Consider the following 25,827-nt stretch of genomic DNA (forward strand, 5'->3'; position numbering starts at 1 on the left):
TTCTACTCAGAAATTACTTGGTCACTTCTGTCATGCCACCTCCACAAGCAACTGTCGTTCCATCAGCAGTACCGGCTGTGGCTACTACACCACTACTTGTACTCTCACAAAGTACGGATTGCGTACCTTTCGCGTCTCCCGAAGGAACCAACCCAACAGTTCCGTTATAAGCTTTGAGCGCCCCACCTACAGTTGGATTTGCTGCGGCTTGAGCTCCAGTTGCGCCTGTGAGACTGAGGGTGTATGTATAGTTTTGGGTAGAAGTTTTCAGACCAATACCCAACGGAGTCATTTGATCGGTAAATTTGCTATTTTCTGCGTAGTAAGCTTGTTGGGCCTTAATAATTGAGCTGGCGTACTGCTTACCTTCTGTCTGCTTGGCTTTGTTAGCTTGGCTGAGGAAGGAAGGCAAAGCAATAGCAGACAAAATACCGATGATGATGATAACAACCAGCAGTTCAATCAGGGTGAAACCTTGATCCTGTCTTCTTTTGTTGATGTGTTGCAGGAACTTGGCTTTAAATTCAGTCTTCATAAGTCTTTTCTCCGTGAGGGGTGGGATGCTTGATTTCTAACTCTTATATGTAACTTACCCAGTTATCGGCGCTTTAATATCACCCCAAACTATTTTTTTTTTCAACTCCTGGCTCTAAGACTCCAAAAGCACATACAGAAAGACTTCCAGCCTAATCAACAGTTCCTTGACTTCCTCAAAGGCAGTCTCATCACTAAAAGACTCTAGGTTAACACCGATCTGCGAGCCGATTTGGAGCCACTGTTCTACTAGGGACACCACAGACTGCGGCCCATCCCAAAGAGGTAGCAAACAAGCCGCGATCGTACTCTCGATCGCCACTGGCGCTAGAGTTGGCACAATAATATAACGGCTAATCTCAAACGGCGTCTGGCTGTCAATGCAATTACTCAAGTCTTCCCTAATCTGGGAAGTCCTCAGTTGAGGGTGCAGGTGTACCCGTGCTTCCCGCCATTCGGCTTCCGTCCATTCCGCAACTGGCACAAAAGCCTGAGTTCGATCGGGATTGCCGCACCAGAAATCAAACAAACGGTGCACGGGATGTAACAAGTCAAATAAATGCAGTCGCTCTTCCACAGAAGTTTCTGGGAGACTCATCGCCAAAAACAAAGGCAAATCATCAGGATCTTTGAACAAATCCATCAACTCCCACCGACGCCAAGCCACCATACTGATAAACTCTAAATCAGCATCTCTCAACATAGCAAACACTTCAGGAATGGTACAACCTTTATCACCCACGAATAAATAGTTAACCATAATCCATCCCTCATCCTTCACGCGATCGGTATTCCAGGTAAATGCCTTAAGCGCTACTCCATCTTGTAATGCTTCCATTGTTTCCCGGACTATTTGCACCTCCAATTCTCCTGGACATCCATTCATTAATCCCATTGTTTTGAAAGCAGCTTGAGCCCGAAATACTCCGGCTCTACCATTTGAACTGTGAAGGTTTGTGCGGATGATGCCATTGGTAGCCAGAACCGATTTCATCGCTTGCAATCCAGCAATAGCATCTGGCAAGAGATACAGAACTTCGTCAGCATTAATATAGTCAAACTCTAATCCTAAACTTGGTAACTCTTCTATCTTCAAAGCATAAAACTCTGCATTACCAACCCCATGATACTGTAAACGTTGCTCAGCTAGTTTCACAGATTCTTCTGATAAATCGATGCCTACTATTTTCGCTCCCGGATTGGCGAGAGCTAAAACCAAGGATTTATAACCAGTGCCGCATCCCGCATCAAGGATAACTTTACCTTCGGTATTGATAACTTTTCTATTTCTTAAGTAGTAAGCAGTTACACAATTATGAAGGTAGAGCAATTCACTGTTGTCTTTTGGAGATTGTTCCAGCGGGATTCTGGGATAAGGAGTATTGTCAAATTGCTGGCGAATGTTTTCTATTAACTCTAAATTTTGGTGATCCATTTTTAATTACACTCAACGCTGGCAAATTATCTTAGTATCTCAGAAAATAGCCGATCGCCCGCCCACTCGCAACACATACTTGCAATAATAGTCTGAAAACCCATTGCCCAACCCACTACCACGTCCATGAACACCAACATCAGCCCCATCCTCAAAGTATTCACCCTTTCCGCCGCACTTTCCCTGGCCATCAAGTACGCAGGGCCTAGCTTATCCATACCCTCTACCGACCTCAACGCCCTCATCGCTGTCTTTACCCCCAGTATCATCTTAGCTGCCATCCTCGGCTGGCGATCGGGCCAACAGCAGCAGTAGAGACGCAATCAAAAAGTGCGATCGCTACTTGGTCTAAAGACTATGTTTTTGCCTAAATCTTAATTCCCCGTACAGCTATCAAAACTACACTTGAGGGAGTGACCATGATTCAAATCATACCTGAATTAGTAACATTTGATGAATTCATTGACTGGTATCCTGAAAATTCAGAACACCACTACGAACTACACAATGGAGAAATTGTTGAGATGCCAAAAGCAACAGGCAAACATTCTCAACTGACAGGTTTTCTCCTAGCCGATCTCAACTTTGAGATCCGAAGGCTACAACTGCCCTACTTCATCCCCAAAGAATGCGTCATCAAACCCATGCGCGAGGAATCGGGATATGAACCAGATATTATTGTACTTAACGAACAAACCATTGGCAACGAGCCGCGATGGGAGAAATCATCTATTATCACAATGGGTTCATCAGTCCCTCTAATCGTCGAGGTAACTAGCACTAATTGGGGGGATGATTATCCCCTAAAGCTTGAGGCATATGAGTCAATGGGTATTCAGGAATATTGGATTATAGACTATCTAGGATTGGGCGGCAGACGGTTCATCGGCAACCCCAAACAACCCACTTTTTCGGTTTACCAACTAATTGACGGCGAGTAAGCTGTTGTGCCTTTAAATAGGGTATAATTAAAAATTAGTTTAGTTAATCTCTAGAAAAATGCCAGCTAAAAACCATCTCAATCCCCAACAAAGAGAGAAACTACAAAAAGCCTTAAGAGAGGAAGAAAAAGCAAATATTAGAGAAAAAATTTTAATTTTATTATTGCTCAATGACGGCAAGACACAATCTAAAATTGCTGATTTTTTGGGTTGCTCAGTCAACAAAGTATCTTATTGGTGTGTCAAGGGAGACCCAGACAATCTAGAGAGTCTAATAGATGAGAGGATGAAAGGAAATCACAAAAAACCCACAGATAAATATATAGAAATATTATTAAAAACTCTCGAAAAAGAGCCTCAAGAATTAGGATATAATTTTGGACGATGGACAGCGCAGAGATTAGCAACATACTTAGAGGAATCCACAGGAATAAAATTAAGTGGAGGACAAGTTCGGAGGATATTAAAGCAAAAAAAGTATGTTTACATCTGGGCAAAGTATAGCCTGGAGTCCAAGAGAAATCCGGAAAAAAGAACAGCGTTTAAAATAAAAATAGCAGAATATTTAAAAATAGAAAAATTAACTCCAGAACGATTACAGGTATGGTTTTGGGATGAGAGTGGATTTAGTTTAAGAGTCACCAGGAGAAAGAACTGGTGTAAAAAAGGCAGCCGAAAAAAGGTCAGAGGAGACCGAAGAAAAGGCAGAGTTAATGTAATGGGAGGAGTGAGAAATTCCGCTAAAAAAAGGTGGGTAGAGTTTCTAAAAAAAGGCGATTCATATAATTTTTATCAAGTGCTAAAGCTGTTTTATGAAGAGCTAATTAATGAATGGGTATCAGCAGGTAATCAAGCCTCCGAATTTGCGGAAAAAGGAGCCCAAATAGTGATGATCCTTGATAATGCTAGTTTTCACAAGAAAGAAGAGTACCTGAAAATAATTGAAACAGAAATGCCTAACCTTCATTTAGAATTCCTCCCCGAATACAGCCCCGACTATAACTTAATTGAATTAGTATGGCATTCGGCAAAAGAATATATTGCCAATCGACTTTTTACATCTATTGAAGAGCTGGAGTATTTATTGCACCGCCTCTTAAATGAAGGGCAATTAATAATTAAATGGGGTCGCAAAATCAAAAATAAGGGTAATGCTTGTATCACAGTTTAAATGTGCAACAGATTAAAATGGCTATGTTTCTCTCCCGAGAGGGGGCTGATTGAGCCGGAAAATTTATACGTGTAAGGCGAGTGCTTTTTTAAGTGACAATTAACATTTATTAGACCTCTATTAGAAATTTCCAATTATTATTATTATTATTATTATAATCGTCGGTTCTCATCAAGAGCAAGTTGTCGCTTCATACCCTAGTTATTCCCCAGGAAAGATTGGTTCAAAAAGGAAGACGAATAACATATAGAAACATAGAGACTCAACGGATTCAGACGCAAGTTTTCTGAGGGATATGAGCGAGAATATTTACGGCAATCTTAAAGGATTACAACCGAGTCACATCAAACAATTACAGCAGCTTTCCGAGCAGCGGCAGCCAAGCGATCGCCCGATTGCCCCCGAATTTGCTCAGAAGCTAGCAGCCATTAGTACAGAAATTCATCAGCCAGTATGCAGCTACATCAATCGACGCGGGCAGGTAGTCCGAGTCGGGATAGGTACGCCGCAACAGACTCAAATTCCGCCGCAAGAGCTGCCTCAACAGGGCGCTGGGCACTTGAGTGGAATTCGTTGCGTTGCCACTCAACTCAAGGGAGAGGCACCTGATGCTGCAGCACTAATGGCAATGGCACGCCAACGCTTAGATGCTTTGGTGGTGTTAATCCCCAACAGCAATGGAACCCAAAGACGAGATGACAGCGCTACTGGCTACGTCAAAGAAACTTATCTAGCTCACCTGGTACCCGATTTAGAGACGCCTTGCCTCGTTTCTCCTCCCCTCAGTCTGGATGACCTGACTGAGCAAGACTTCGACGACTTAGTTGATGGATGGGAAAGGGAGTTTCAAGAAGCAGGCTTTGAAACATCTCAATTGCCAGCAATTGAGACTCAGGGCGATCGCGTTCTGCTGGTTGGGTTAATGACCGAGGATCTTACTGCCCAACGGTTTCAAGATGGACTAGACGAACTCGTGCGGTTAGTTGAGAGTGCGGGAGGAGAGGTACTGGAGACGGTACACCAAAAGCGATCGCATCCCCATCCTCAAACTGTCGTCGGTCAGGGAAAAGTAGAAGAAATTGCGCTGTTGGCTCATCAGCTTGGAGCCAATCTCATTGTCTTTGACCGAGATATCTCTCCCTCTCAAGCGCGAAACTTGGAAAACCAGATTGGAATCGAAGTAGTAGACCGGACTCAAGTGATTCTCGATATCTTCGCTCAACGTGCTCAATCCCAGGCCGGTAAATTGCAAGTGGAACTGGCGCAATTGGAGTATATGCTACCTCGGCTTCGGGGTCGAGGTCAGGCGATGTCAAGATTAGGGGCTGGAATTGGGACGCGAGGCCCTGGTGAAACCAAACTAGAGACTGAGCGACGAGTCATTCAGCGGCGAATCGCGCAACTCCAGGAATCCGTGAACCAACTACAGGCACATCGCGCCCGCTTGCGACAACAGCGACAGCAGCAAGAAGTCCCCTCTATTGCATTGGTAGGTTATACCAATGCGGGTAAATCCACCCTGTTAAATGTGTTGACTCATGCCGAAGTTTACACAGCCGATCGCCTGTTTGCCACCCTCGACCCGACGACGCGAAAGGTTGTCATTACAGATCCGCAAACCCAGGAACGGCGATCGGTTCTTCTGACAGACACGGTTGGATTTATTCACGAACTCCCGCCACCGCTAATCGATGCGTTCCGAGCCACACTAGAGGAAGTTACTGAGGCAGATGCGCTGCTTCATGTCGTAGATCTTTCCCATCCAGCTTGGCAAAGCCATATCCGTTCAGTGATGGACGTGTTAGAAGAAATGCCTGCCCTTCCAGGGAAAGCTATGATTGCCTTTAATAAGATCGATCGGGTCGATAGCGAAACTCTAGCTTTAGCCCAGCAAGAATATCCCGAAGCTGTATTTATTTCAGCCACTCAAAGCTTGGGTTTAGATACTTTAAGGCAGCGAGTGCTGCAATTTATGGACGACGGCGTTTTATCTCCAGCACTTGTAGAACAGTAGAAGGGAGCGATCGTGTTAACTATAAATTTGAATTTGCTAATTCGACTATTAAGCTGTTGTGCATCTAAATCGCATACTTAATCCCTTTGTTTTCAATACTGGGAGAACATACGACGCTCGCAGCGCAACCAAATCCCTAACTACTCCTTCATTAAGAAGAGTCCGAAACTCCTTCAAACAATGGATTAATTTGCACAATTTTAGTCCCAAACTTGTCAACTTAAACCCTTATAACCAGCGACGAAATTAACAATAAAAAATGTACGGTTGAATAATTAATTTAAAATTATTCATCGTACTTTTTTAGGTTTTACTATTCTACCACCAGCGATATTGCTGAAATTGGAGAATTAACTGAAATGAAGGAGTCAATCTATTGGTTGAATTTCTAGCTAACTAATCCTCGTCATTGAAATAGTTGGTGTGAATACTTACGTTGTGGCAATACTCATAGATGAATTTGAACGAGGGTGAGGCTATACGTGGTAGTGGGATCATGAGATATATCTTCAAAAAACTGAAGAGAACTCTCGCTATTTTACAACGCAAGAATTTGACGAACAATTAACACCCACTCGTCAACTGATGAAATTAAGCATAGTCGTTCCAGAAGCGATCGGCGATCGGGATAACTAGCGCTCGACCCCGGGATAACTAGCGCTCGAATCCAGGAGAATTGGCGATAGAACCAGGGATAACTGGCGAGCGTTTGTCAAAGGTCGATCGGCATCGTCAAAAATGTAGAACGCACCCAAAAATAATTATATGCCATACAAAACTTATCCCGATTTGCCCTACTTTATATTTTTAAAATAAGCGACTAAACAACCGTCACGTCTTAGATAATCTGATAACTATTCTAACATTTTAAAAATGGCTAATAAATTTTTTATAAATTATTTTATGACTGTTTTTTAGTAGCGAGCAGTTACATCTTTGGTTGCTGTCGGCGTCTTATACTGTCCCCAAAGTGATAAAAGAGCGATCGTGATAGCAAACGCGATCTCCTTTTTTCGGCCGATTATATGTAGGGTGCCTGCGTAAGTTCTGAACTAAATACTTCTTCTTTCTACGTCGCAATTCCCTATTACCAATTCCCTTGATTCACGCTCCGGAAGTCACAGATACACGGATAGCTGTTTTTTCCTTCTTTCTGCTTCGCCCCAATTCCCCACCATCAATTCAAATACTTAGCTTAGGATAGCGAAATCTGCTTGCGTAAAAACAGGCGGCGCGGCTGGCCGAACAGCCTACCAGTCAAATTCCAATCCACCTGTTGCAAGCGATAGCCCGCCTGATAGTACAACTGTCGCGCCGGGTGATTATTTTCCAGAACGTGGAGGTAAATCTCAGAAAATCCCCATTCTCTGGCTGTCTCCTCGCAGTTGCTGAGCAATTGTTGAGCAACGCCCTGTCGCCGATAGTCCGGGTGAACGGCTAAATTCGACAAATAAGGATAGTCAGAGCTCGGTATTTGCCAAGGAAAGCGAGAACGCAGAGCCATTTCTACTGTTCCTGCCATGCGCTGAGCTCGGTGCGATCTATAATTCTGCGTTCCCTCCTCGCGCGAGACTAGCTCAGCAACCAGACAAATGTAATGTTCTGCCTTAGAACGCAGTCGATTTTTTAAATCTTCGTAAATGCCCAAACGCAACACTGGATACACCCATTCTACAAACCCCTCGCGGGAGTGAAAGCTCATGGCTAAAATATCAGCTAGCTGCGTTAAGTCGTTGGGCGCAGCGACCCGGATCGAAAAACCAGAAAGTCCGGGAGTTTGTTGTTGGTGAGATGGTGAGGAAAAAAATGAAGGATTCACAATGCCAGGCCACTATATTAATTTTTTTACGCGGGTTTCTAAGCTACCATCTTAGAAAAATTACTGATGTTATACTGTTATTCTAACGTAACTTATAGGCATAGTTTATTAGCCAGGTTAAATTACATTTATTGTGCTTGACTTTAAGGAGTATGTGAGGTAAATGGAAATTGTTTAGCATTTAATACTCGAGTTATGAAAAAATAAAACTCATCCCCTAATACTAGATTTGTGGATAAGCTATTTCGCCTTTAAATTGAAGCTCGATCCCTGGCTTTCGACCGGCATCACAAGAGTTTAAGTAAACAGTAGCTTACAAATTAAATGCGCGATAGCTTAGCGGGCAAGGTATTAAAAACAATCACAAAGGTTTTAACGTCAGGTTCCCGGAATCTTACCGCTGTCTGCTTACGGAAATACCCGATCGAATATAATTTATCCGTCAAGCGGTAGTTGAAAAACTCAACGACTAGATCGGACTAACACCGGGCGCGCTGGGGCGTCGGATGTTCCCCGCCGCCCCCCGGCCTGGTACCCCAGCTTTCAGCAGTTGTGGGCAATCCATCGCCCGTCCCCGAGCGAACAGGCCTTACCTGTTGAGCTAGTGGGTACTTTTCCAACCTCCAATTTAAATTTGGATGCCTGGAAACAGTATGCAGGGGTTTTCCCCGTCGGTTCGATACTCTGCTGCGCGCGAGCGAGACCTTCAAAACCTCGATCGAGCTGATTGACCCCGCCCAACAACCGATATCCGCCACCGACACTGGTCGTGGAGAGATCAAAATTTTAGACTCTAGTTCAAGCTCCGCGATTCATCTGTGGAGTAAATCTAAAATCTAAAATCTAAAATCTAAAATCGACCGATCGGTTTCCACAGAGTACATCCCTAGCTAAGATTAACAGATGGATGATCGAGCTTGCGGTGTTTCGCCGCAGTAATTGGCTTGTCGAAGGTCTGCTGGAGGCACAAAAAATGCCGAGATCGGGGAAAAAAGTGCAAGTCTAACTAAAATGGTACAGCAATTGCGTCACTCCCACAGACACCTCTGTGGTCTGTCAGCCACCCCCGAATATGAGTCAGGGGCTCGGGGCCGGATTGTGGTCGGTATCCTTGGCTGACTGTTAAAGTTGCTGTTACTTGTGGGAAAAAACACAGGCGAAGATGTTGGTTGTCTATTGTATCTTGCTGCGGGCAGCTTTCACATACCAAATAAAACAGTCCCAGGAGCCAGGACCAAACATAAATTTGGCAAGTCACCTCACAATCAGGACGGTTATTCCTATGTATTCTGAGATATGCAGACGGCAGTTAAAATGATCAGATTAGTGTTTGCTCTCCTGCTGCATAAAGGTAAGGGGTGAAATAAAATTATCGGGAGACGAGTTTATGTGAATATCATTAAATAATAAAATTGGGGTGCACGACAGATAACTGTGGCTCAGAAGAATTCCGCATTGAAAACCCAGACATCAAAAATCAAGGTTGATGCTTGCCTCGCACACTCACAACAACTTCATATCCACGAATTATTGTGATACCATTTTCCCAAAATAATGGCACTATAGGCAAAATCCCAACCCTTATGTCATCAGTCATTCGCAATCGAAAATCCCAAATCGAAAATGGTATGACTTCAGCAATTTAAATCGGCGAATTCTTCCTTTGATCAGACTTATTAAATCGAACAGCCCCGGGGCACAGGAGAACGGTGCATGAATTCCCAAGAAAATCCTAAACTAAAAATTCTGATCGTCGATGACGAACCGGATAACCTCGACTTGCTTTACCGCACCTTCCATCGAGACTACAAAGTGCTCAGAGCCGAATCTGGCCCCGCTGCTCTCGAAATTTTGGCAAAAGAGGGAGAAGTTGCGGTGATTATCTCGGATCAGCGAATGCCAAAAATGAGCGGTACGGAGTTTCTCAGCCTGACGGCGGCTCAGTACCCCGACGTGATCCGAATTATTTTAACTGGCTATACGGATGTTGAAGATTTAGTTGAAGCTATTAACGCTGGCAAAGTATTCAAATACGTTACCAAGCCTTGGGATGCTCAAGAGCTGATAAATCTTGTCAGTCAAGCAGTTGAGACTCACAATCTTCTGAAAACGCGCACCAATGAACTGCGCCGTGCTTTGAGCCAAGAATCGCTGCTTTATGCCGTTACCAATACTATCCGATCGGCTCTCAATTACCAGCAAATGCTGCAAAGAATTGTGGAAAGTGTCGGGCAGATGTTTGAGGTGAGTTGCTGTTTGCTGCGGCCGTTCCAAGACGGCCGAGTGGCCGATGAGTGGTTCGTTTACCAGAAGGCAGAAACTAAAGAGTTGCGGGGCGATGAGGAAGCGATGCCCGGAGATGCTTCTGCTGCCGAACTCTCCCCAGATTTGCTGCCGGATTTGGTTTGGGAAACTCTGGATGTGGAGGTGATTCAAGATGCCCAAACTGACGATCGAGTTTTAAACTGGGATAATCAGCAGCGACAGCAGGCTTACGAAGCTGCGAATATTCGATCGAGCTTGATCGTACCGCTGTTTTACAAAATGGAACTGATGGCAGTCTTGGCGCTGCACCAGTTCGAGCGACCGCGCCAGTGGCAAGACCACGAGGTACAGTTGGTAATTACGGTGGCAGACCAAGCGGCTTTGGCGCTTTCTCAAGCCCGGGCTTACGAACAGGTGCGAGCGCTGGCCAAGCGCGAGGCCTTAGTCAATACTATTACTACGGCAATTCGATCGAGTCTCGATCCCCAAAATATTTTTGCAGCCATTACTCAACAACTCGGCCAAGCTTTGCAAGTTGACGGCTGCGCCCTATCTCTGTGGACAGAAGATGATGAATACGTCCAATGCGTGGGGCTGTACGACACAAATATGGATACGGTGGCTGTAGAAGAGAGTTTTAACCCTCCAGAGGTAGTTGCGAACCCTCTTGGCCCTGAGACGATTTCTGCCGATGCTGTTGGCAACGCTCCCGCCTGGGTTTTTGCCCATCCTTCCCTGCCACAGTCTTTGGTGCCGATTCGGGGCAATCCGGTGTTGCTGCAAGTTATGGTATCAAAAGAGCCGGTGGCGATCGAAGATCTCGACGAACACCCCGAGTTAAATGTTACAGAACTGCAAGTTCGATCGCCAGCCCGCGCCCTGTTAGTCGTTCCCTTACTATCAGAAGGCAAAATCATCGGCAGCATTTCCCTGCGCCAAAATCGCAGCATCCGCCGCTGGAACATCTCAGATATTGACCTGGCTCAAATAGTCGCCACTCAAGCGGCTCTTGCCGTGCAGCAGTCGCGCCTCTACCAGACTACCAGACAGCAGGCAGAACGGCTTCTGGAAGCCGATCGGCTCAAAACCGAGTTTTTCCAAAATATCTCCCACGAGTTCCGCACGCCTCTAACTCTCACAATCGGCCCTCTCGAATCAGCTTGCGGCCGCAAAGAAGACTTGCCCTATGAACAAGCCGTAATCGCTTTGCGTAATTCCCGCCGCCTCCTGCGCTTGGTAAATCAACTGCTGGACTTGCAGCGGCTCGATGCCGGACGGATGCAGCCGAGTTTTCGCCCCTGCGATTTAGTCGGTTTCTGTTACTCTACCGCAGAGTCATTCCGGGCCTACTGCGAGAAAAAAGGACTGCAGTTAATTACCCAACTGCAAGAATGTCCTTTACTTTATTTGGATCTTGAAAGATTTGACAAAGTTATTTACAACCTGCTATCAAATGCTGTCAAATTCACCCCAGAAGGCGGAACTATCACCCTGAAAGTTGAATCGGCCGGCGCTCACTGCTTGTTGCAAGTAAAAGACACTGGTATCGGCATTCGCACGGAACAAATTCCCTATTTATTCGAGCGGTTTCACCAAGCCGAAGGTTCAGCTAGCCGTTCCTATGAAGGCAGCGGCTTAGGTTTGGCACTTGTCAAAGAATTAGTCGAACTCCACGGCGGTCAAATTTCAGTTGAGTCAGTTTACGGCGAAGGTACTACTTTTACCGTTTGGCTGCACTTCGGTTCGACTCACTTACCCCCGGAACAGGTACTAGAAATACCAGCAGAGTTTCACTCCTCCAAAGCTGCGGTGGAACTGGCAGATGTGGAGGCGGATTTGTCGGAAAATGAGGCAGAAGATCATAACTTTGAGGCGCTCGAACCGGTCAGATCGGAAACGGCAGTGGGAACGGTTTTGGTGGTTGACGACAATCCCGATTTGCGCTTTTATGTGTCGGCAATTCTGCGAGAGTCCGGCTTTGCAGTTTTGCTCGCCCGCAATGGACAAGAAGGATTTGCCGTGGCAAAAAAACGTCGCCCTAATCTAATTATAACGGATTTGATGATGCCTTTGATTTCCGGTTTGGATTTGATTCGGATGATTCGAGAGGATGAGGAATTGCAGGGAACTCCAGCAATTTTGCTGACTGCTAAAGCCGACGAAGATACTCGAATTGAAGGAGTAGAACGGGGTGCAGATGCTTATTTGTCGAAGCCTTTTAACGATCGAGAATTGTTGGCGGAAGTGCGGAATTTGATCGCCCTCAAACAAAACGAGCGCCGAGTGCAGCAGTTGAACAGTTATTTAACTGAGTCGGTGCTGCGCCGATTTTTACCGCCGGCGATGGTCAAGGCCGCAGCGGCTGGAGATTTGGCCCTGGATTTGCGCCCGGAACCGCGATTGATTACTATTTTGTTTAGCGATATTGTCGGTTTTACTCAAATGGCAAATACGCTGCGATCGCGCCGGGTAGCTGAGCTGTTGAATGAATATTTGGCTGCAATGACTAAGGCTATTTTTGACAGTGGCGGTACGGTGGACAAGTTTGTTGGAGATGCGGTAATGGCTTTCTTTGGCGCGCCGGAGGAACTAACGCCTAACGAGCAAGTACGTCGCGCTGTGGCTGCTGCGGGGCAAATGCTGCGAGCTCTCAAGGAGCTTAACAAGGGCTGGTTGGAGCAGGGAATTGTTGGGGAAAATGGCGTGCCTCCGGTGCGGTTTCGCTGCGGAATTCACCAGGGTACTGCGGTGGTGGGGATGTTTGGCGGCCCCGATCGAGCGGATTATACTGCGATCGGGCCGAGCGTGAATATTGCCGCCCGCTTGCAAGAGGTGACGGAACCAAACACGGTGCTAATTTCGGCGGCGGTGGCAGATTATGTTGAGGAAAATCGCATTGTGAAATATAAGCCTTTGAAACTTAAGGGAATTGATGAAACTGTATTGACTTTTTTACTAAATTGTGATTAGTCATTAGAAGTATTATGTGTTGATATCCCACGCACAATTTCGGGAACAACCTATTCCTAAATAAGTAGATGAGCGGCAAAATATCTATGTAGTCCAAAGCGATCGTCACTCCGTGAAACGCTCTTTAGAAGCGATATTTTATGCAAACAATCGCCCGATTGATGATAGCTTGATAGTCGGTGACATACTAAAGTTTATGTGTACCTACTTACTGGCCGTAAACAATGTGTTAAATTTAACTTGAATCACGCTAGTTAATGTTTCTTTACATAAACATAATTTTTTCCGCCTACCTACTTAAGCGCCCGGATTTGCGCTCCGGCTGTGGAGTCAATTGTTTAATCTTTAATCTTTAATCGACTCACCAAAGTTCAAGCTTCCAAATGGTGGCTGGGGAGTCAACTCTAAAATCTAAAATCTAAAATCTAAAATCTAAAATCTAAAAGTGACTGACATTCCTTGCTTGAATCTATCAAAAGAGGGAACTTTTTTAACCGCTCGTCGGGGGATAACCTCTATCTAGAGAACGGTTACGCCGATCGCTCCGATCGAGTAAAAATAGAGTGTCATATCTTCTTCTGTATTCTATGAAACTGAATTATTTTACGAAACGGCTTTCGACTTTAGGGCGCTCGATCGCTGCAACTGTGCTTTGCGTCTGTGCGATGGCCTTCGTCTGGTCTGGTGCGTTCTTCTCGAACACCGCAGCAATGGCTTCTCCTGCTGTAAACTCGATGGCAGCAGACGCAGATGCGGGCGATAAGGTTCAAGAAAAAGCCAGCAAAGATGCTGGACGAGCCAAGAACTTCATCCGAGATACAGAAGAGAAGGTTAAGGAAACTGCCAAGACAAATGCTTCTAAAGTCGATCGCTCATCGGAGGATGGTAGTGTAGTAGAGCGCAAAGCTAAGAAAGATGCGGCCACAATTGAGAAAAGAGCATCGGAAGATTCAGCTCGGACTCAGAAAGCAGTAGATAATACCAAGAATGCTGTCGAGAGCGCTGTTGACAGCATCAAGGGTGTTTTTGGCAAGTAGACAATAAATAAGTAGGTAAGCGCAAAAAAACAATAATATCTTGCAGGGGCTTGTAGGGGCGGCTTTAGGGCTTATCTACAGTAAGGGCGAGTCGATCGTTGCAGAACCCGCCCTCTCCCCAAGTAATGTTTATTTGTACTTACTTACTTGAAACTGAAAGATTGATGTAGATTGACCAAGATATCTAGACGGCTCCTGTAAGCGACCCCAAGCCCTTATTTAAAATTGTCGCAAAAAGCGCAAATCGCTAGAATAAACCCGGCGAATGTCGTCGATTTCATAAAGTACCATTGCGAACCGCTCGACACCAAAACCGGCCGCAAACCCAGTATATTTTTCTGGATCTAAACCGACTCCTTTAAGAACGTTAGGATCGACCGTTCCGCAGCCCAAAACTTCCAGCCATTTGCCGTTCCACTGCAAATCAACTTCGGCAGAAGGTTCCGTAAACGGAAAGTAACTGGTGCGGAATCGAATCGGCAAATCTTGCCCGAACATTTGCCGCAAAAACTCTTTAATTGTGCCTTTCAAGTCAGTAAATGTCAGACCTTCATCAATTGCTAATAGTTCAATTTGGTGGAAGACTGCTGCGTGAGTAGCATCGACAGTATCGCGGCGGTAAACGCGGCCGGGAGAGACAATCCGAATCGGTGGTTTGTGCTGTTCCATGTAGCGAATTTGCACCGATGATGTCTGAGTCCGCAGCAAGTCGCCGCCTGGTAGGTAAAATGTATCTTGCATATCCCGCGCTGGGTGGTCTGGCGGTGTGTTCAGCGCCTCGAAGTTGTAATAATCTGTTTCCATTTCCGGGCCGTTGGCGACAGTGTAGCCGAGGCCGACAAAGATATCGAGAGCGCGGTCTATGACTGCGTTTAAGGGGTGAATCCGGCCTTGGGGGCGAAAAATCCCCGGCATGGTGACATCGATGGTTTCTGAGGCTAGTTTGGCTTGGATTTGGGCGGTTTGGAGGGCGGCCCGCTTGTCTTCTAAATCGGCTTGCAGGGCTTCTTTGACTGTATTGGCGATCGCACCTACTTTGGGTCGCTGGTCTGGCGACAGTTTGCCCATCATGCCTAAAATTTGAGAGAGTTGGCCTTTTTTGCCGAGGTAGCCGACGCGCAACTGTTCGAGTTGTTCGAGGGTATTGGCAGTGGCGATCGCACTTTTGGACTCTTGACCGAGGGTTTCTAGTTGAGTTTCAATGTCGCTTAGCTGGACAGTCATTTTGATTTTAGATTTTAGATTTTAGATTTTAGATTGATGGCAGTTTTGGGCCAAGTTGAGTTTAGCGCAATTTTGGCTCTACAGCTTGTTGATTTTAGATTTTAGATTTTAGATTTTAGATTTTAGGCAGTTACGGATAATTTGTAATAGGTAATTCGATGTTAGAGCGATCGCCCTAGTTGAATCTAGTTTAGTATTGTTATAAGGCCTATAAAAATTTCAATGAAACTTTTAATTAGCAACGACGACGGCATCTTTGCACAAGGCATCCGCAGCCTCGCCAACGCTCTCGCCGCCGCTGGCCACGACGTGAGCGTAGTTTGTCCCGACAGAGAGCGCTCCGCTACCGGCCACGGCCTTACCTTGCACCAACCCATCCGCGCCGAAATTGTCGAATCTATTTTTGATCCCGCAGTCCAAGCTTGGGCCTGTTCCGGCACTCCCGCCGACTGCGTAAAACTTGCTTTGTGGGCTTTACTTGACAAACCCCCGGATTTTGTCCTTTCCGGTATCAACCACGGGCCTAATTTAGGCACGGATATCATCTGTTCGGGTACGGTTTCGGCAGCAATGGAAGGAATTATGGAAGGGATTCCCAGCATTGCTTTTAGCCTCGCCAGCTTTACTTCGCAGGAATTTGGGCCGGCGGTGGATTTCGCTGTCACCTTGCTGGCACAGTTGGAAAAACAGCCAATGGCGAAACCGATGCTGTTGAATGTCAACATACCAGCAGTCTCACAAGCAGAAATTACCGGAGTTGCGATCGCCCGTCAAGGCATTCGCCGCTATTTCGACATATTTCAAAAGCGCACCGATCCGCGCGGCAAAACTTATTATTGGCTGGCTGGGGAATTGTTAGAAGATGTAGAAGAAAGCGCCGATTCGGCGGTGCCGCATGATATTCCTACGGACGTACAAGCTATTCGCGACAACAGAATAACCGTAACTCCTTTGCAATATAATCTCACCTGTGCTCCAGACTTGCACTCGTTGCGGGATTGGCAAGTTGAAGGTTTTCCCAAGCAGTGAGCTCCGATCGACCCGATCGGAGCGGTAAACTAGGAATTAAGGAAAAGTGCCTCTAAAGGTCTATGCCTTAGGCGTTAACACAGGCTCCCCATTAGTTATTGGTTTTTTACTCAAGAAAAACAGTTATGAACGCTCCCACCTATAACACTCATTCTGTCACTTGCCCGATCTGCAACCGTTCCAGCGTCGTAGGCCCAGTCGGGATGGTCAGTGGACTATTCACCTGTCCCCACTGCCATTCTCATATGGTAATTAGTTGGAGCGGTCATTTTGTGCGCGATCCTTTTAGTCTCAAACAACTGACGGTGGGAAAGATGCTCAGGCGCGAGAGCAGACCGTTAGCTCGCCTTCAGCGGGACTTTGGGCTGGGTAAGCCTTTTCCGCTGATTGCAATTTTGGGCAGTGTGGTCTTTTTCGGGTGTGCGCTAGCCGCTACGGAACAATCGCTACCCCGAGAGAATTCACTTCAAGGACTTTTAGAGTGGGTGAGCGGAACTGGTAATTCCCAAGATGTCTCACGTTAACATTTCTTAAAAGAAATTGTGACAGATACTGCGTGCAAATATCTATTCCTTTAGGTATAAATCACACTATTTTAGCAATTGCATCCATCTTGACCTACGGGTAAGCACTTAAACGCCGTGTCCTTCATCCTGTACCCAAAAACTTCAAAACCCCAGTCCGGCAGGGGTTTTAACCCCTGCCTCAAAGCTCAAGTCTGGTTGGCTTAAGTCTCACGAGGGTGTTTCGAGTTAAGTTGACACATATCACTTTGCTAAATTTAGAAACTCAGCAATTTTTCTAACTGCTGTTTCCAAAATTGCTGGCGACTCGACTAAGGCAAATCGCACGTAACCTTCTCCCGATTTCCCGAAACCGGCACCGGGGGAAGCCGCGACTCCTGTACTCTGTACTAGCTGAGTGCAAAATTTCACGGAATCTTGGGCCCAAGGTTCCGGCAGTTTCGCCCAGACGTACATGGTGGCGGGGGGTACGGGTACTTGCCAGCCGATGCCCTGCAGCGCGTTTACAAAGGCATCCCGCCGTTTTCTGAAGGTCTCTACGCTGGTTCTGACGGTATCTTGAGGGCCTGTTAATGCGGAGATCGCTCCGTTCAAAATCCCTCGGTATTGGTTGAAGTCCACTGCGGCTTTTACCTGTCGCAGCGCTGCAATTAGTTCGGAATTGCCGATCGCATATCCGACTCGAAAACCTCCCATACTGTAGGATTTGGATAGTGTAAAAAACTCGATCGCCACACTTTTATCTCGATCCGCCTGAAAGATTGACGGCGCCATCAATTTTCGATATTCTTCCTCGTTACCAGAGGGCGGGCACGGGGGCACCGCCCCTACGGAATCGTCAAACACCAAATCCACATAAGGGAAATCGTGAACTAAAACCAGCCGATGTTCTCGACAAAAAGCCACAGCTTTCTCAAAAAAAGCAACCGGGGCGATCGCAGTTGTAGGATTGTGAGGATAGCTCAAAACCATCATCTTCGACTGAGCAAGCACTGCTGTCGGAATATCTTCAAATATCGGCAAAAAGGCATTTTCTGCTAATATAGGCATCGGATAAATTTGACCACCAGCCAAATGCACACCGCCCGCGTGGGAAGGATAGCCCGGATCGAGCAGCAAAGCAAAATCTCCAGGGTTGAGTACAGCTAAAGGCATATGCGCCGTGCCTTCTTGGGAACCAATTAACGGCAGCACTTCTGTTTCTGGATTGACTGCAATCCCAAATTTTTGCTCGTACCAAATAGCTGCTGCTTCCCGAAAATCTCTTGTGCCATTAAACAGCAAATAGCCGTGGGTGCTGGTGTCGGACAGAGAATGTGCGATCGCATCTGTAATGTGAGCAGCCGCCGGCAAATCCGAAGAACCCAGAGACAAGTCAATCACATTTTGCCCCGCTGCTCTAGCTTGAGCTTTTGCCCGATCCATATCGGCAAATACATTAAATTGCAGTGGATCTAAACGTTTAGCAAATTGCATATTTTCTGTATTTTTGGGGAATTTTAAGGAATATTTTTATACTAGCTAAATTATTATTTTTTATATAGCATTTTTCTTGAGTTTGTAAATTATTTTTTTGACTAACCGCTTTGACTAACCGCCGATAGCGCAGAGGGCGTAGAGTCAAAAAGAAATATCGAGGATAAAAGAGAGATATTAAAAAAATATTTGCGATTGCTATAATTGTAAGTTGGGAGTTGAAAACTCCCGAATCATTTCCAAAGTTTATAAGTGAGCGTCGAGCAAACCGATCAAAGTTTGTTTAGTAATAGCTCCCTCGTGAGAAAGCACTACTTCGGCATTTTTAAAGAGCCTGAGAGCTGGGACTCCTTCTACTTTATACTGCTTGACAGTATTAGGATTGGGGTCAATTTCCATTTTAACCACTTTCAGCCGATCGCTGTAGTTGGCCGCCACCCAGTCTATCGAAGGCGCGATCAGTTTGCAAGGCCCGCACCAAGTAGCCCAAAAATAGGCAAGCACTGGTTGCTCAGCTTTCAGGACTTCTGTTTCAAATTTTTCGTCGTTAATGACAATTACACTGTTGCTCATGGTTCTGCGATTATTTTTTCTATTTATTTCTAAAGCACCGGCGGGCGTGAAACTTGCACCAACTTAGAAGACAGGCCCAAAAAACTGTTACTAATTTTAAAACATTCTGCGAATTATTGAGTAGAAACTCAGGACTCGGGACGGATGGCTAATTCTGTTTGGCGTTTAATTCCACTGCTGTCGGCGTCTGGTAGCGTGCAGATGGCGATCGACCAATGGCTGCTGGAACAGCATCTAGCGGGCAAACATCCGCCAACTCTGCGATTTTACACTTGGCAACCGGCGGCGATTTCCTTGGGCTACCACCAGCGCAGGTGGCCGGAGTTTTGGCAGCATTTGTCTTGGCAGGGAATGCCTGTGGAGTTGGTGAGGAGGCCCAGCGGCGGGCGCGCCGTGCTGCACCAAGGGGATTTAACTTATGCAGTTGTGGCGTCGGGATTTGGAAGCAGCCGTATGAAAGCTTATCAGACTATTTGCGAGTTTTTGATTGAGGGTTGGAGGGCGATGGGTTTGGATTTGCAATACGGGGAAGCAGGAAGGGGTTATATTCACAATCCGAATTGTTTTGGTACTGCGACGGGTGCAGATTTAGTTACACTTGATGGCTGCAAGTTAATTGGTAGCGCGCAATTGCGACGGGGTGATGCTATTTTGCAGCACGGTTCGATGCGTTTGCAGCCAGATTTTCCTTTGTTTTCTCAAGTGTTTGAGGAACAATTAATTCCTGTGCAATTACCTCTATCTGAAGGGGGAGATGATTTGATTGCAACTGTAATTGATGTTTTGAGTGCGGCTGCTGGTCGCTGTTTTGAAATTGATTTGAAAGTGCAGCCACTTTCAGAAGAGGAATGGCAGGATATTTGGGAATTAACAAGTAATAAGCTGTTTCACATTTAATCTGCATATTTGGCGGCGGGCTTTCCGGCAGCATTTTCGGAACAGCCAAGATGGCCGTTTCACAAGAGATTTATGGAATAATTATTGTGGGTCAAAAAGTCGGCAGCATTTTCGGAACAGCCAAGATGGCCGTTCCACAATAAAATTTCTTTGTTGTGGAACGTTCATCTTGGCTGTTAGTGATACCAGTTAAAAATTTGTACACTTATTTTTATTAAAACTCTTGTGGGCCGTTGCTCCGACGCCAAAAAAGTTAAATTTAAATGCAGTACAGCTTATGGCTTTGGCTCAGTTTGAACGATCGGCTCTTTGGCAATTTGGCCCAATTTCACAGAATCCAGCAAGCTTTCCCAATCAGCAGTTAATTCTGCATCATTAGGATTAGCGCGACGAGCGGCAGCTAGGGTGCTGAGGGCATCTTGCCAAATCCCATTTTCAGCATAAATAACGGTTTGCTGGCGCGGATCAGCCTTCTCTAATTGACGGCGGATATCTGCACTGAGTTCAACCCGCCGTACACTACCGATTTCGATCTGATCTGCCGATCGGTCTTGAGAGTCGCAAATCACTGTTAAATTCCAACGGTAAGTTTTGCCTACTTCCAAGGGTGGCAGATTTTGGTTAGCGGGGATATTAACGCCGATCACCCCTGATAAATTGCTAATTGTGACATCCTGTTTATAAATCTGCTTGCCGCTTTGATCTTGTAGGATAAATTCGGCTAATTCTGCCTCTGTTTGAGGCAAGTAGAAAAAGAAAGTTGGATACTCGGAAACAGTCCGTCCGATCTTATTTTTAGGCACTAAGGCTGTGAGACCTAGCTGACTAATGCTCGCGCAGCCACCGCGCACAGGGCGTCCCGGTTGAGTGGGGGGCCGCTCATCTATATCTTCACGGGGCTGAACGAAGCGCGGCCCTCCCGGTCTAGTGCGTGGCCCGGGCCCTGGGTTTATATCTATATCCTGTCCCACAACTGGAAAAAGGGAAGCGTTAAGTGTGGCGATCAATACTATTGATCCAACTGATGTCAGATTCAGGATAAACTTAGTAATTTTTTTCATGGGCTTCATGGTTTTTTAGGGAGAAATTGTGTCTTTTTATTTCTGTTTTATTCCCAAAATGCGGTAGACATTAACTTTTTGTTCCCTGCCTCTTAACGGTAAAGCTCCCCAAGATTCTACTTCAAATTGGTCTGCCAGATGCAGTAAGGTTTCTTCTGCAATCAATATCCGGCAAGTGTCCTCGTGCCGATCTTTTTCGCAGCTTTCGAGTCGAGAGGCAATATTTACGCTGTCGCCGATCACTCCATATTCTAAACGGGTTGTGCCTCCGAGACTACCCACCATAACAGGCCCTGTAAAGATGCCTACTCGCATTTTTACGGCCGGTAAACCGCGTGTGAGCCAATTTTGATTCATTTCTGGCAAGCGGGAACTGATGGCTAAAGCGCAAGATACTGCGAGGCGAGCATCTTCTGCAATTTCTTCTGGAGTGGTGCGGGGAATGGGTACGCCAAATACTGCCAGCATTCCATCTCCGGTAAATTTATTAATCACCCCTTGATGTGCTTGGACTTCTTGCGCCATTGCTGATAAATACTCATTTAACCAACTCATTACCACTTCGGGCGGTAGTTTTTCGGAGATTGTACTAAAACCCTGCAAGTCGGTGAGGATGATCGTAGCAGTAACTTTTTGCCCTGGCAATAACCCTGATTCGAGCAGATGGACGCGCTCTTTCCACAGGGCATTTGCGATCGCGGGTGAAGTTTGTTGTCCTAATAATTTCATCACAATCCCTTGCTGTTGCCTCGACTGCTCGTATTTATAGGTGACTGCGACTCCTGCGGTGATTAAAAGGGCCAGGGCTGGAGCTATTAGAGGTATCCACCCCTGTTGCATGAATAGGAAAAAGGTGAATCCGAATAATGAGCCGCAAGCTGCGATCGCGATCGCGATCAAATTCAGCGATTTTTCGACGCGCCAAGCTAAACAGCCGCCCACTGCACTCCAAACAGCGATCCAGAGGATTTCTTGCCATTCATCCCAATACCAAAATAGCCCTTTGCCATCTAAAACTGCGCTGAGAATTTGGCTGGTGGCCGTTGCGTGAATTAATACCCCAGGCATCGGCTGGTTTTCGCTTTCAGTAGCGCTGTAAGGGGTAAAAAATAAATCGTTAACACTTAGGGCTGTAACGCCTATTAGCACTATTTTACCCTTCACCAATTTAGGATCGACTTTTCCCTGCAACACTTGAGTTAGTGTCACGCTCTTTGCTATATTTTCAGCAGAGCGGTAATTGAGCAGGACTTGATAGCCTCCGGCATCTATGTTCTGATAACCTCCTGAGTCCGAACGCAACTTTGAAAATACTGTTTTATCTACCTGAAGTTCGTTTTTTTCTGTTTTTTGATGAGCTATTTTTTGACTTTTAAAATAGGCAAAAGCTAGCCGCATCGAAAATGAATACACTATTTTTTTGCCATCGCCCTTCAACATCAAATTTCGACGCACTATACGGTCTGGATCGACTACTAAATCGTTAAACCCTACTCGCTTGTCTGGTATATTGGGAGGTGGTGGCACTCGCTCGGACTCAGATCTGCCGATGAAGGTAATGGGGATTACTTTGGGGTTTTTCCATTGAGTGACTAATTCTGCATTCCCAGGTTCGTAGGGAGTCGTGCGAAGGATATCTATGCCAATAGCTGTAGGTTGAAGACGCGCTATTTCTGCGATCGCTTTTGCTAAAGTGCGATCTGAAATTGGCCATTTTTCAATAGTATTAATATCCTGCTCTGTGACTTCAACAATCAGCAACCTGGGGTCAGGGCCCTGATCGGGTCGCAACTGCACCATGAGGTCGTAAGCATTTAATTCTAGTGGCTGCAACCCGCCTAAATGCCGCACTCCCAATAGAGTTCCCGTCACGACAATCCAGATAATAGCAAGAGGCTGCAAGTCAGGGAAGGGGAAGAAATAAGTTAAGTTTTTTCCACGTCCCTCCGCAAATTTATGATAAATTCTCTTAAAGAATGGGGGCATAAAATTTAGTGTTTCAACCCTGAGTGACAAAGTTTGCTACATCTTAACTGATCACTGATGCCCCTTACTGATGCCACAATTTTAGTTTTCTTGTGCGGTTTTGGCGATCGCACTTAACTGCAATCCCTGCGGATAGCTGTTTTCTTCTTTGCTGCGCTTGATGTCGGCGATTGAAACCTGGGGTTTGAGGTATTTTGCCAAAACTTTAACCACGTCACCCCGATCGATCGTCCCCGCTACTGAACCAATCGGCGAGAGGACGATGATTCGGGGGAGTTGACGGGCTTCCATGCTGTTAATTACTTCGGCGAGGGATACTTTTTCGGAGACTGTGGGGGTTTTTCCCAGGGGTTTCAAAATGTTGTGCAAAGTCTGAACTTGCCATTGACTGCGTTCTGTGAAGCGGATATCGTCGATCGACACTAAGCCCAAATCCCGGCCGTTGGTCGCAGCAATGTAAAATGGAAACGGATTGACTTCTAACAAATAGCGATCGGCAAATTCTCGCAGAGTCAAATCTGCATCTACAACTCGAAACTCGCGGCTCATCGCATCGCTGGCTTTAATTTTGAGCAGGGCTTCTTGCAGTGAAGTCAATCTGCTATAAGCAGTGGCATTGCGAATGCCAAACCAGCCGATGAGCGCAATCCACAAGCCGCCGTACTCGCGCGCTAAAAAGCAAAAACTCAGACCCAAAGCAACAGCTAGCCAACCTAAAACTTGTCCTGTTTTTGCCGCCCAGCGAACGCCGGTAAATCGAGAGCCGGTGATTTTCCAAATTGCTGCTTTTAAAACTTGTCCTCCATCCAAAGGCAGACCGGGAATTAAGTTAAATAATCCCAAAACGAGGTTCATTAGTGCTACCCTTTCGGTGACAATTGCTAGCAAACTTTTCGGCGGAAGAACTTGAGAACCCAAACCGAGGATTAAAAACACCGCAAAGCTGACGAGAGGGCCAGCAATAGCTACTTGAAAAGCTTGACCGGGAGTTTTTGATTCCGAGTCGATCGAAGCTACCCCGCCAAATAAGAATAAGGTAATAGAATTAACTTTAATGCCTTGCGATATCGCCGCCAAGCTGTGTCCTAGTTCGTGCAAGAGCACGGAAGCAAACAGTAGCAGAGCTATTGCTAACCCCGCACTCCAGGAGAGCGTAGGCCCCCACACGCGGTAACTGCTGGCGTATTCGCGGGTTGCTAAGGCTAAAATTATAAACCACGAATAATCTATAAGTAGGGGGATGCCAAATAAAGAGCCGATTCGCCAACCTGTCTGCATGAAGTTTCCTGGGAAAGGAGAGCAAGAAAGAGTTTCTATTATATCTTTTCTACCCCTTGCCTTTCCCCTTCCCCTGATTTTTACAAAACCCCGGCGTTACCCAAGCCCAAGATTACTCCGGCTCCAAGCAAGTGGCCGAAGCTGGCTGTGGCCAGCAATTCTGGTACGCCGAAGCCTTTGAACATTCCAGGGACTGGAACGGGTAAAGCTGGGCCCTTGCCTCGGTTTCGCTTGTCTATGCCGTAGTAGCCGATCGCGATCGCCAGCAAATTACATAAAATCATTGTGAGTCCTACCAGTGGCGACCACTCGGGTGTTGAGGGAGCGGTAGATTGTACGGCTAACAGCAAAGATGAGGTGATCATGTTCTTATCTCCTGATTTCACAGATAAATTGATTTCCAAGATTATAAAAAGCGGTTTGCATTAAACTAAGATTTGTTTTAATAGTTAACAATTCGTTGATATTTTGATACAACTGCGGAACCGAGGAGGAAGAGTGCGGGTTAAAATTTGCGGGATCACTAAATTAGACCAAGGAATTGCGATCGCCCGCTTGGGAGCCCAAGCTTTGGGGTTTATCTGCGTGCCTGCTTCCCCGCGCTATGTCAGCGCAGAAACAATTCGCCTGATTGTCGAGCAGTTGCCGGAAAATGTCGATCGCATCGGCGTTTTTGCAAACACCACAATAGAAAATATCTGTCAAGTAGCGGCAGAGTCAAATTTAAGCGGGGTGCAGTTGCATGGAGATGAAACAGCCGAATATTGCGATCGACTGCGGGAGTTTTTGCCGGGAATTGAAATTATCAAAGCCCTGAGAGTTAAGACTCCTGAAACTTTAGCCACCGCTGCTGTTTATGCTGTTCGGGTCGATACTTTACTGCTGGATGCTTACCATCCAGAGCAATTGGGCGGTACTGGTAAAACGATCGACTGGAGGATGTTATCAGAGTTTACACCGCAGTGTCCTTGGCTGCTGGCGGGCGGTTTAACACCCGATAATATTTTAAATGCAATTGATAGCGCGATCGGCAATAACTTCAACGGTGTTGACCTTTCTAGCGGCGTAGAAATAGCGCCGGGAGATAAAGATTTGACCAAAGTTGCTCAGTTGTTTGCTAATTTAAGTCAACTTGCTAATCATTGATAAATTGGCAATACCAAGTTCGCGCTTTTTATGGGATTTATTCTTTAGTCTGCTTGGGCGAAGCCTGCCTTAGACTAGGCAGACTTCGTTTGTATAGTAGCGGTTTCAACCGCAGTTTATGCCGTTTATTGTTTTATCGGCGGATCTCAAAAGTGCGCTCGCCCTCCGGGTCTTCGTATTCCAAAACCAACTCACTAACCGTAGCACCGGTGGGGCCTCGGCGGCACCAACTAATCATTTCTTCCACAGCTTTTTTAGATCCTTCAAAGACAGCCTCGACGCGCCCATCGGGGAGATTTCTTACCCAGCCGCCCAGGCCGAAATACTTTGCTTGATTCCTCGTTGAATATCGGTATCCTACTCCTTGAACTAATCCGGAAACAAAAACGCGGACTCTGACGGGCGGCAATGATTGGTTTTGCATAATAAACGGCTCAACTTACTGCT

21 protein-coding genes are annotated in these 25,827 nt (G+C 46.1%); 9 read left to right on the top strand and 12 right to left on the bottom strand.

What is annotated here, in order from left to right:
- Positions 1-13: 13 nt before the first annotated feature.
- The 3 genes from QUB33_RS11390 to QUB33_RS11400 form a co-directional block, all read right to left on the bottom strand.
- Positions 14-535, bottom strand: a complete 522-nt coding sequence (locus tag QUB33_RS11390; RefSeq protein ID WP_333350416.1) for a type IV pilin-like G/H family protein — start codon at positions 533-535, stop codon at positions 14-16.
- A gap of 114 nt (positions 536-649) precedes the next feature.
- Complete coding sequence (locus QUB33_RS11395) at positions 650-1,969, bottom strand: class I SAM-dependent methyltransferase (RefSeq protein ID WP_333350418.1); 1,320 nt, start codon at positions 1,967-1,969, stop codon at positions 650-652.
- 26 nt (positions 1,970-1,995) lie between these two features.
- Positions 1,996-2,187, bottom strand: coding sequence for a hypothetical protein (locus tag QUB33_RS11400; RefSeq protein WP_333350419.1), 192 nt, complete (start codon positions 2,185-2,187; stop codon positions 1,996-1,998).
- A 201-nt stretch (positions 2,188-2,388) separates the two neighbouring features.
- Between QUB33_RS11400 and QUB33_RS11405 the strand changes: the two genes are divergently transcribed.
- From QUB33_RS11405 to hflX, 3 genes are all read left to right on the top strand, one after another.
- Entirely contained in the window at positions 2,389-2,910 is a 522-nt protein-coding gene (locus tag QUB33_RS11405; RefSeq protein WP_333350421.1) for a Uma2 family endonuclease, read from the top strand.
- Positions 2,911-2,968: 58 nt separating this feature from the next.
- The gene (locus tag QUB33_RS11410) at positions 2,969-4,081 is read left to right on the top strand and encodes an IS630 family transposase (RefSeq protein ID WP_333350424.1); all 1,113 of its coding nucleotides are present in this window, start codon (positions 2,969-2,971) and stop codon (positions 4,079-4,081) included.
- 295 nt (positions 4,082-4,376) lie between these two features.
- On the top strand, positions 4,377-6,095 hold the full coding sequence (gene hflX / locus QUB33_RS11415) for a GTPase HflX (protein ID WP_333350426.1): 1,719 nt from the start codon (positions 4,377-4,379) through the stop codon (positions 6,093-6,095).
- A 1,195-nt stretch (positions 6,096-7,290) separates the two neighbouring features.
- On the opposite strand, the gene QUB33_RS11420 is transcribed toward hflX, so the two are convergent.
- Positions 7,291-7,914 (bottom strand): GNAT family N-acetyltransferase, encoded by a 624-nt coding sequence (locus QUB33_RS11420; RefSeq protein ID WP_190663392.1) that lies wholly within the window; start codon positions 7,912-7,914, stop codon positions 7,291-7,293.
- A gap of 1,713 nt (positions 7,915-9,627) precedes the next feature.
- On the opposite strand from QUB33_RS11420, the gene QUB33_RS11425 reads away from it, so the two are divergent.
- Together QUB33_RS11425 and QUB33_RS11430 are read left to right on the top strand one after the other, a co-directional pair.
- Positions 9,628-13,149: a response regulator gene (locus QUB33_RS11425; protein WP_333350430.1), complete on the top strand. Its 3,522-nt coding sequence runs from the start codon at positions 9,628-9,630 to the stop codon at positions 13,147-13,149.
- Positions 13,150-13,736: 587 nt separating this feature from the next.
- On the top strand, positions 13,737-14,186 hold the full coding sequence (locus QUB33_RS11430) for a hypothetical protein (protein WP_333350432.1): 450 nt from the start codon (positions 13,737-13,739) through the stop codon (positions 14,184-14,186).
- A gap of 219 nt (positions 14,187-14,405) precedes the next feature.
- On the opposite strand, the gene pheS is transcribed toward QUB33_RS11430, so the two are convergent.
- Positions 14,406-15,410 (bottom strand): phenylalanine--tRNA ligase subunit alpha, encoded by a 1,005-nt coding sequence (gene pheS / locus QUB33_RS11435; protein WP_333350434.1) that lies wholly within the window; start codon positions 15,408-15,410, stop codon positions 14,406-14,408.
- Positions 15,411-15,632: 222 nt separating this feature from the next.
- Here pheS and surE point away from each other — a divergent pair, with 222 nt between their 5' ends.
- Together surE and QUB33_RS11445 are read left to right on the top strand one after the other, a co-directional pair.
- Entirely contained in the window at positions 15,633-16,439 is an 807-nt protein-coding gene (gene surE, locus QUB33_RS11440) for a 5'/3'-nucleotidase SurE (protein ID WP_333350436.1), read from the top strand.
- 125 nt (positions 16,440-16,564) lie between these two features.
- Positions 16,565-16,963, top strand: coding sequence for a hypothetical protein (locus QUB33_RS11445; protein WP_190738972.1), 399 nt, complete (start codon positions 16,565-16,567; stop codon positions 16,961-16,963).
- Between the two features lie 243 nt (positions 16,964-17,206).
- Here QUB33_RS11445 and QUB33_RS11450 read toward each other — a convergent pair whose 3' ends face one another.
- Positions 17,207-18,439 carry an LL-diaminopimelate aminotransferase gene (locus QUB33_RS11450; RefSeq protein ID WP_333350439.1) on the bottom strand — a complete coding sequence of 411 codons (1,233 nt, stop codon included), beginning with the start codon at positions 18,437-18,439 and terminating at the stop codon, positions 17,207-17,209.
- 246 nt (positions 18,440-18,685) lie between these two features.
- Positions 18,686-19,012, bottom strand: coding sequence for a thioredoxin domain-containing protein (locus QUB33_RS11455; RefSeq protein WP_333052940.1), 327 nt, complete (start codon positions 19,010-19,012; stop codon positions 18,686-18,688).
- A 144-nt stretch (positions 19,013-19,156) separates the two neighbouring features.
- Here QUB33_RS11455 and QUB33_RS11460 point away from each other — a divergent pair, with 144 nt between their 5' ends.
- Positions 19,157-19,909: a biotin/lipoate A/B protein ligase family protein gene (locus QUB33_RS11460; protein ID WP_333350441.1), complete on the top strand. Its 753-nt coding sequence runs from the start codon at positions 19,157-19,159 to the stop codon at positions 19,907-19,909.
- A gap of 275 nt (positions 19,910-20,184) precedes the next feature.
- Here QUB33_RS11460 and QUB33_RS11465 read toward each other — a convergent pair whose 3' ends face one another.
- The 4 genes from QUB33_RS11465 to psaK form a co-directional block, all read right to left on the bottom strand.
- Entirely contained in the window at positions 20,185-20,979 is a 795-nt protein-coding gene (locus tag QUB33_RS11465) for a DUF928 domain-containing protein (protein ID WP_333350443.1), read from the bottom strand.
- Between the two features lie 27 nt (positions 20,980-21,006).
- On the bottom strand, positions 21,007-22,956 hold the full coding sequence (locus QUB33_RS11470) for an adenylate/guanylate cyclase domain-containing protein (RefSeq protein WP_333350445.1): 1,950 nt from the start codon (positions 22,954-22,956) through the stop codon (positions 21,007-21,009).
- A gap of 81 nt (positions 22,957-23,037) precedes the next feature.
- Complete coding sequence (locus QUB33_RS11475) at positions 23,038-24,234, bottom strand: site-2 protease family protein (protein WP_333350447.1); 1,197 nt, start codon at positions 24,232-24,234, stop codon at positions 23,038-23,040.
- Between the two features lie 80 nt (positions 24,235-24,314).
- Entirely contained in the window at positions 24,315-24,599 is a 285-nt protein-coding gene (gene psaK, locus QUB33_RS11480) for a photosystem I reaction center subunit PsaK (RefSeq protein ID WP_333350449.1), read from the bottom strand.
- A 133-nt stretch (positions 24,600-24,732) separates the two neighbouring features.
- On the opposite strand from psaK, the gene QUB33_RS11485 reads away from it, so the two are divergent.
- Complete coding sequence (locus QUB33_RS11485) at positions 24,733-25,380, top strand: phosphoribosylanthranilate isomerase (RefSeq protein WP_333350451.1); 648 nt, start codon at positions 24,733-24,735, stop codon at positions 25,378-25,380.
- A gap of 133 nt (positions 25,381-25,513) precedes the next feature.
- Here the strand turns inward: QUB33_RS11485 and QUB33_RS11490 are convergent, their stop codons facing one another.
- Positions 25,514-25,804 carry an acylphosphatase gene (locus QUB33_RS11490; protein WP_333070478.1) on the bottom strand — a complete coding sequence of 97 codons (291 nt, stop codon included), beginning with the start codon at positions 25,802-25,804 and terminating at the stop codon, positions 25,514-25,516.
- Between the last annotated feature and the right edge of the window lie 23 nt (positions 25,805-25,827).

This window comes from Microcoleus sp. B3-A4, from assembly GCF_036705385.1.
GTDB lineage: Bacteria > Cyanobacteriota > Cyanobacteriia > Cyanobacteriales > Microcoleaceae > Microcoleus.

Excerpts from the sequence above, each read along its gene's own strand:
- QUB33_RS11390 (WP_333350416.1), bottom strand. The coding sequence starts at position 535 with ATGAAGACTGAATTTAAAGCCAAGTTCCTGCAACACATCAACAAAAGA.
- QUB33_RS11395 (WP_333350418.1), bottom strand. The coding sequence starts at position 1,969 with ATGGATCACCAAAATTTAGAGTTAATAGAAAACATTCGCCAGCAATTT.
- QUB33_RS11400 (WP_333350419.1), bottom strand. The coding sequence starts at position 2,187 with ATGGATAAGCTAGGCCCTGCGTACTTGATGGCCAGGGAAAGTGCGGCG.
- QUB33_RS11405 (WP_333350421.1), top strand. The coding sequence starts at position 2,389 with ATGATTCAAATCATACCTGAATTAGTAACATTTGATGAATTCATTGAC.
- QUB33_RS11410 (WP_333350424.1), top strand. The coding sequence starts at position 2,969 with ATGCCAGCTAAAAACCATCTCAATCCCCAACAAAGAGAGAAACTACAA.
- hflX (WP_333350426.1), top strand. The coding sequence starts at position 4,377 with ATGAGCGAGAATATTTACGGCAATCTTAAAGGATTACAACCGAGTCAC.
- QUB33_RS11425 (WP_333350430.1), top strand. The coding sequence starts at position 9,628 with ATGAATTCCCAAGAAAATCCTAAACTAAAAATTCTGATCGTCGATGAC.
- QUB33_RS11430 (WP_333350432.1), top strand. The coding sequence starts at position 13,737 with ATGAAACTGAATTATTTTACGAAACGGCTTTCGACTTTAGGGCGCTCG.
- pheS (WP_333350434.1), bottom strand. The coding sequence starts at position 15,410 with ATGACTGTCCAGCTAAGCGACATTGAAACTCAACTAGAAACCCTCGGT.
- surE (WP_333350436.1), top strand. The coding sequence starts at position 15,633 with ATGAAACTTTTAATTAGCAACGACGACGGCATCTTTGCACAAGGCATC.
- QUB33_RS11445 (WP_190738972.1), top strand. The coding sequence starts at position 16,565 with ATGAACGCTCCCACCTATAACACTCATTCTGTCACTTGCCCGATCTGC.
- QUB33_RS11450 (WP_333350439.1), bottom strand. The coding sequence starts at position 18,439 with ATGCAATTTGCTAAACGTTTAGATCCACTGCAATTTAATGTATTTGCC.
- QUB33_RS11455 (WP_333052940.1), bottom strand. The coding sequence starts at position 19,012 with ATGAGCAACAGTGTAATTGTCATTAACGACGAAAAATTTGAAACAGAA.
- QUB33_RS11460 (WP_333350441.1), top strand. The coding sequence starts at position 19,157 with ATGGCTAATTCTGTTTGGCGTTTAATTCCACTGCTGTCGGCGTCTGGT.
- QUB33_RS11465 (WP_333350443.1), bottom strand. The coding sequence starts at position 20,979 with ATGAAGCCCATGAAAAAAATTACTAAGTTTATCCTGAATCTGACATCA.
- QUB33_RS11470 (WP_333350445.1), bottom strand. The coding sequence starts at position 22,956 with ATGCCCCCATTCTTTAAGAGAATTTATCATAAATTTGCGGAGGGACGT.
- QUB33_RS11475 (WP_333350447.1), bottom strand. The coding sequence starts at position 24,234 with ATGCAGACAGGTTGGCGAATCGGCTCTTTATTTGGCATCCCCCTACTT.
- psaK (WP_333350449.1), bottom strand. The coding sequence starts at position 24,599 with ATGATCACCTCATCTTTGCTGTTAGCCGTACAATCTACCGCTCCCTCA.
- QUB33_RS11490 (WP_333070478.1), bottom strand. The coding sequence starts at position 25,804 with ATGCAAAACCAATCATTGCCGCCCGTCAGAGTCCGCGTTTTTGTTTCC.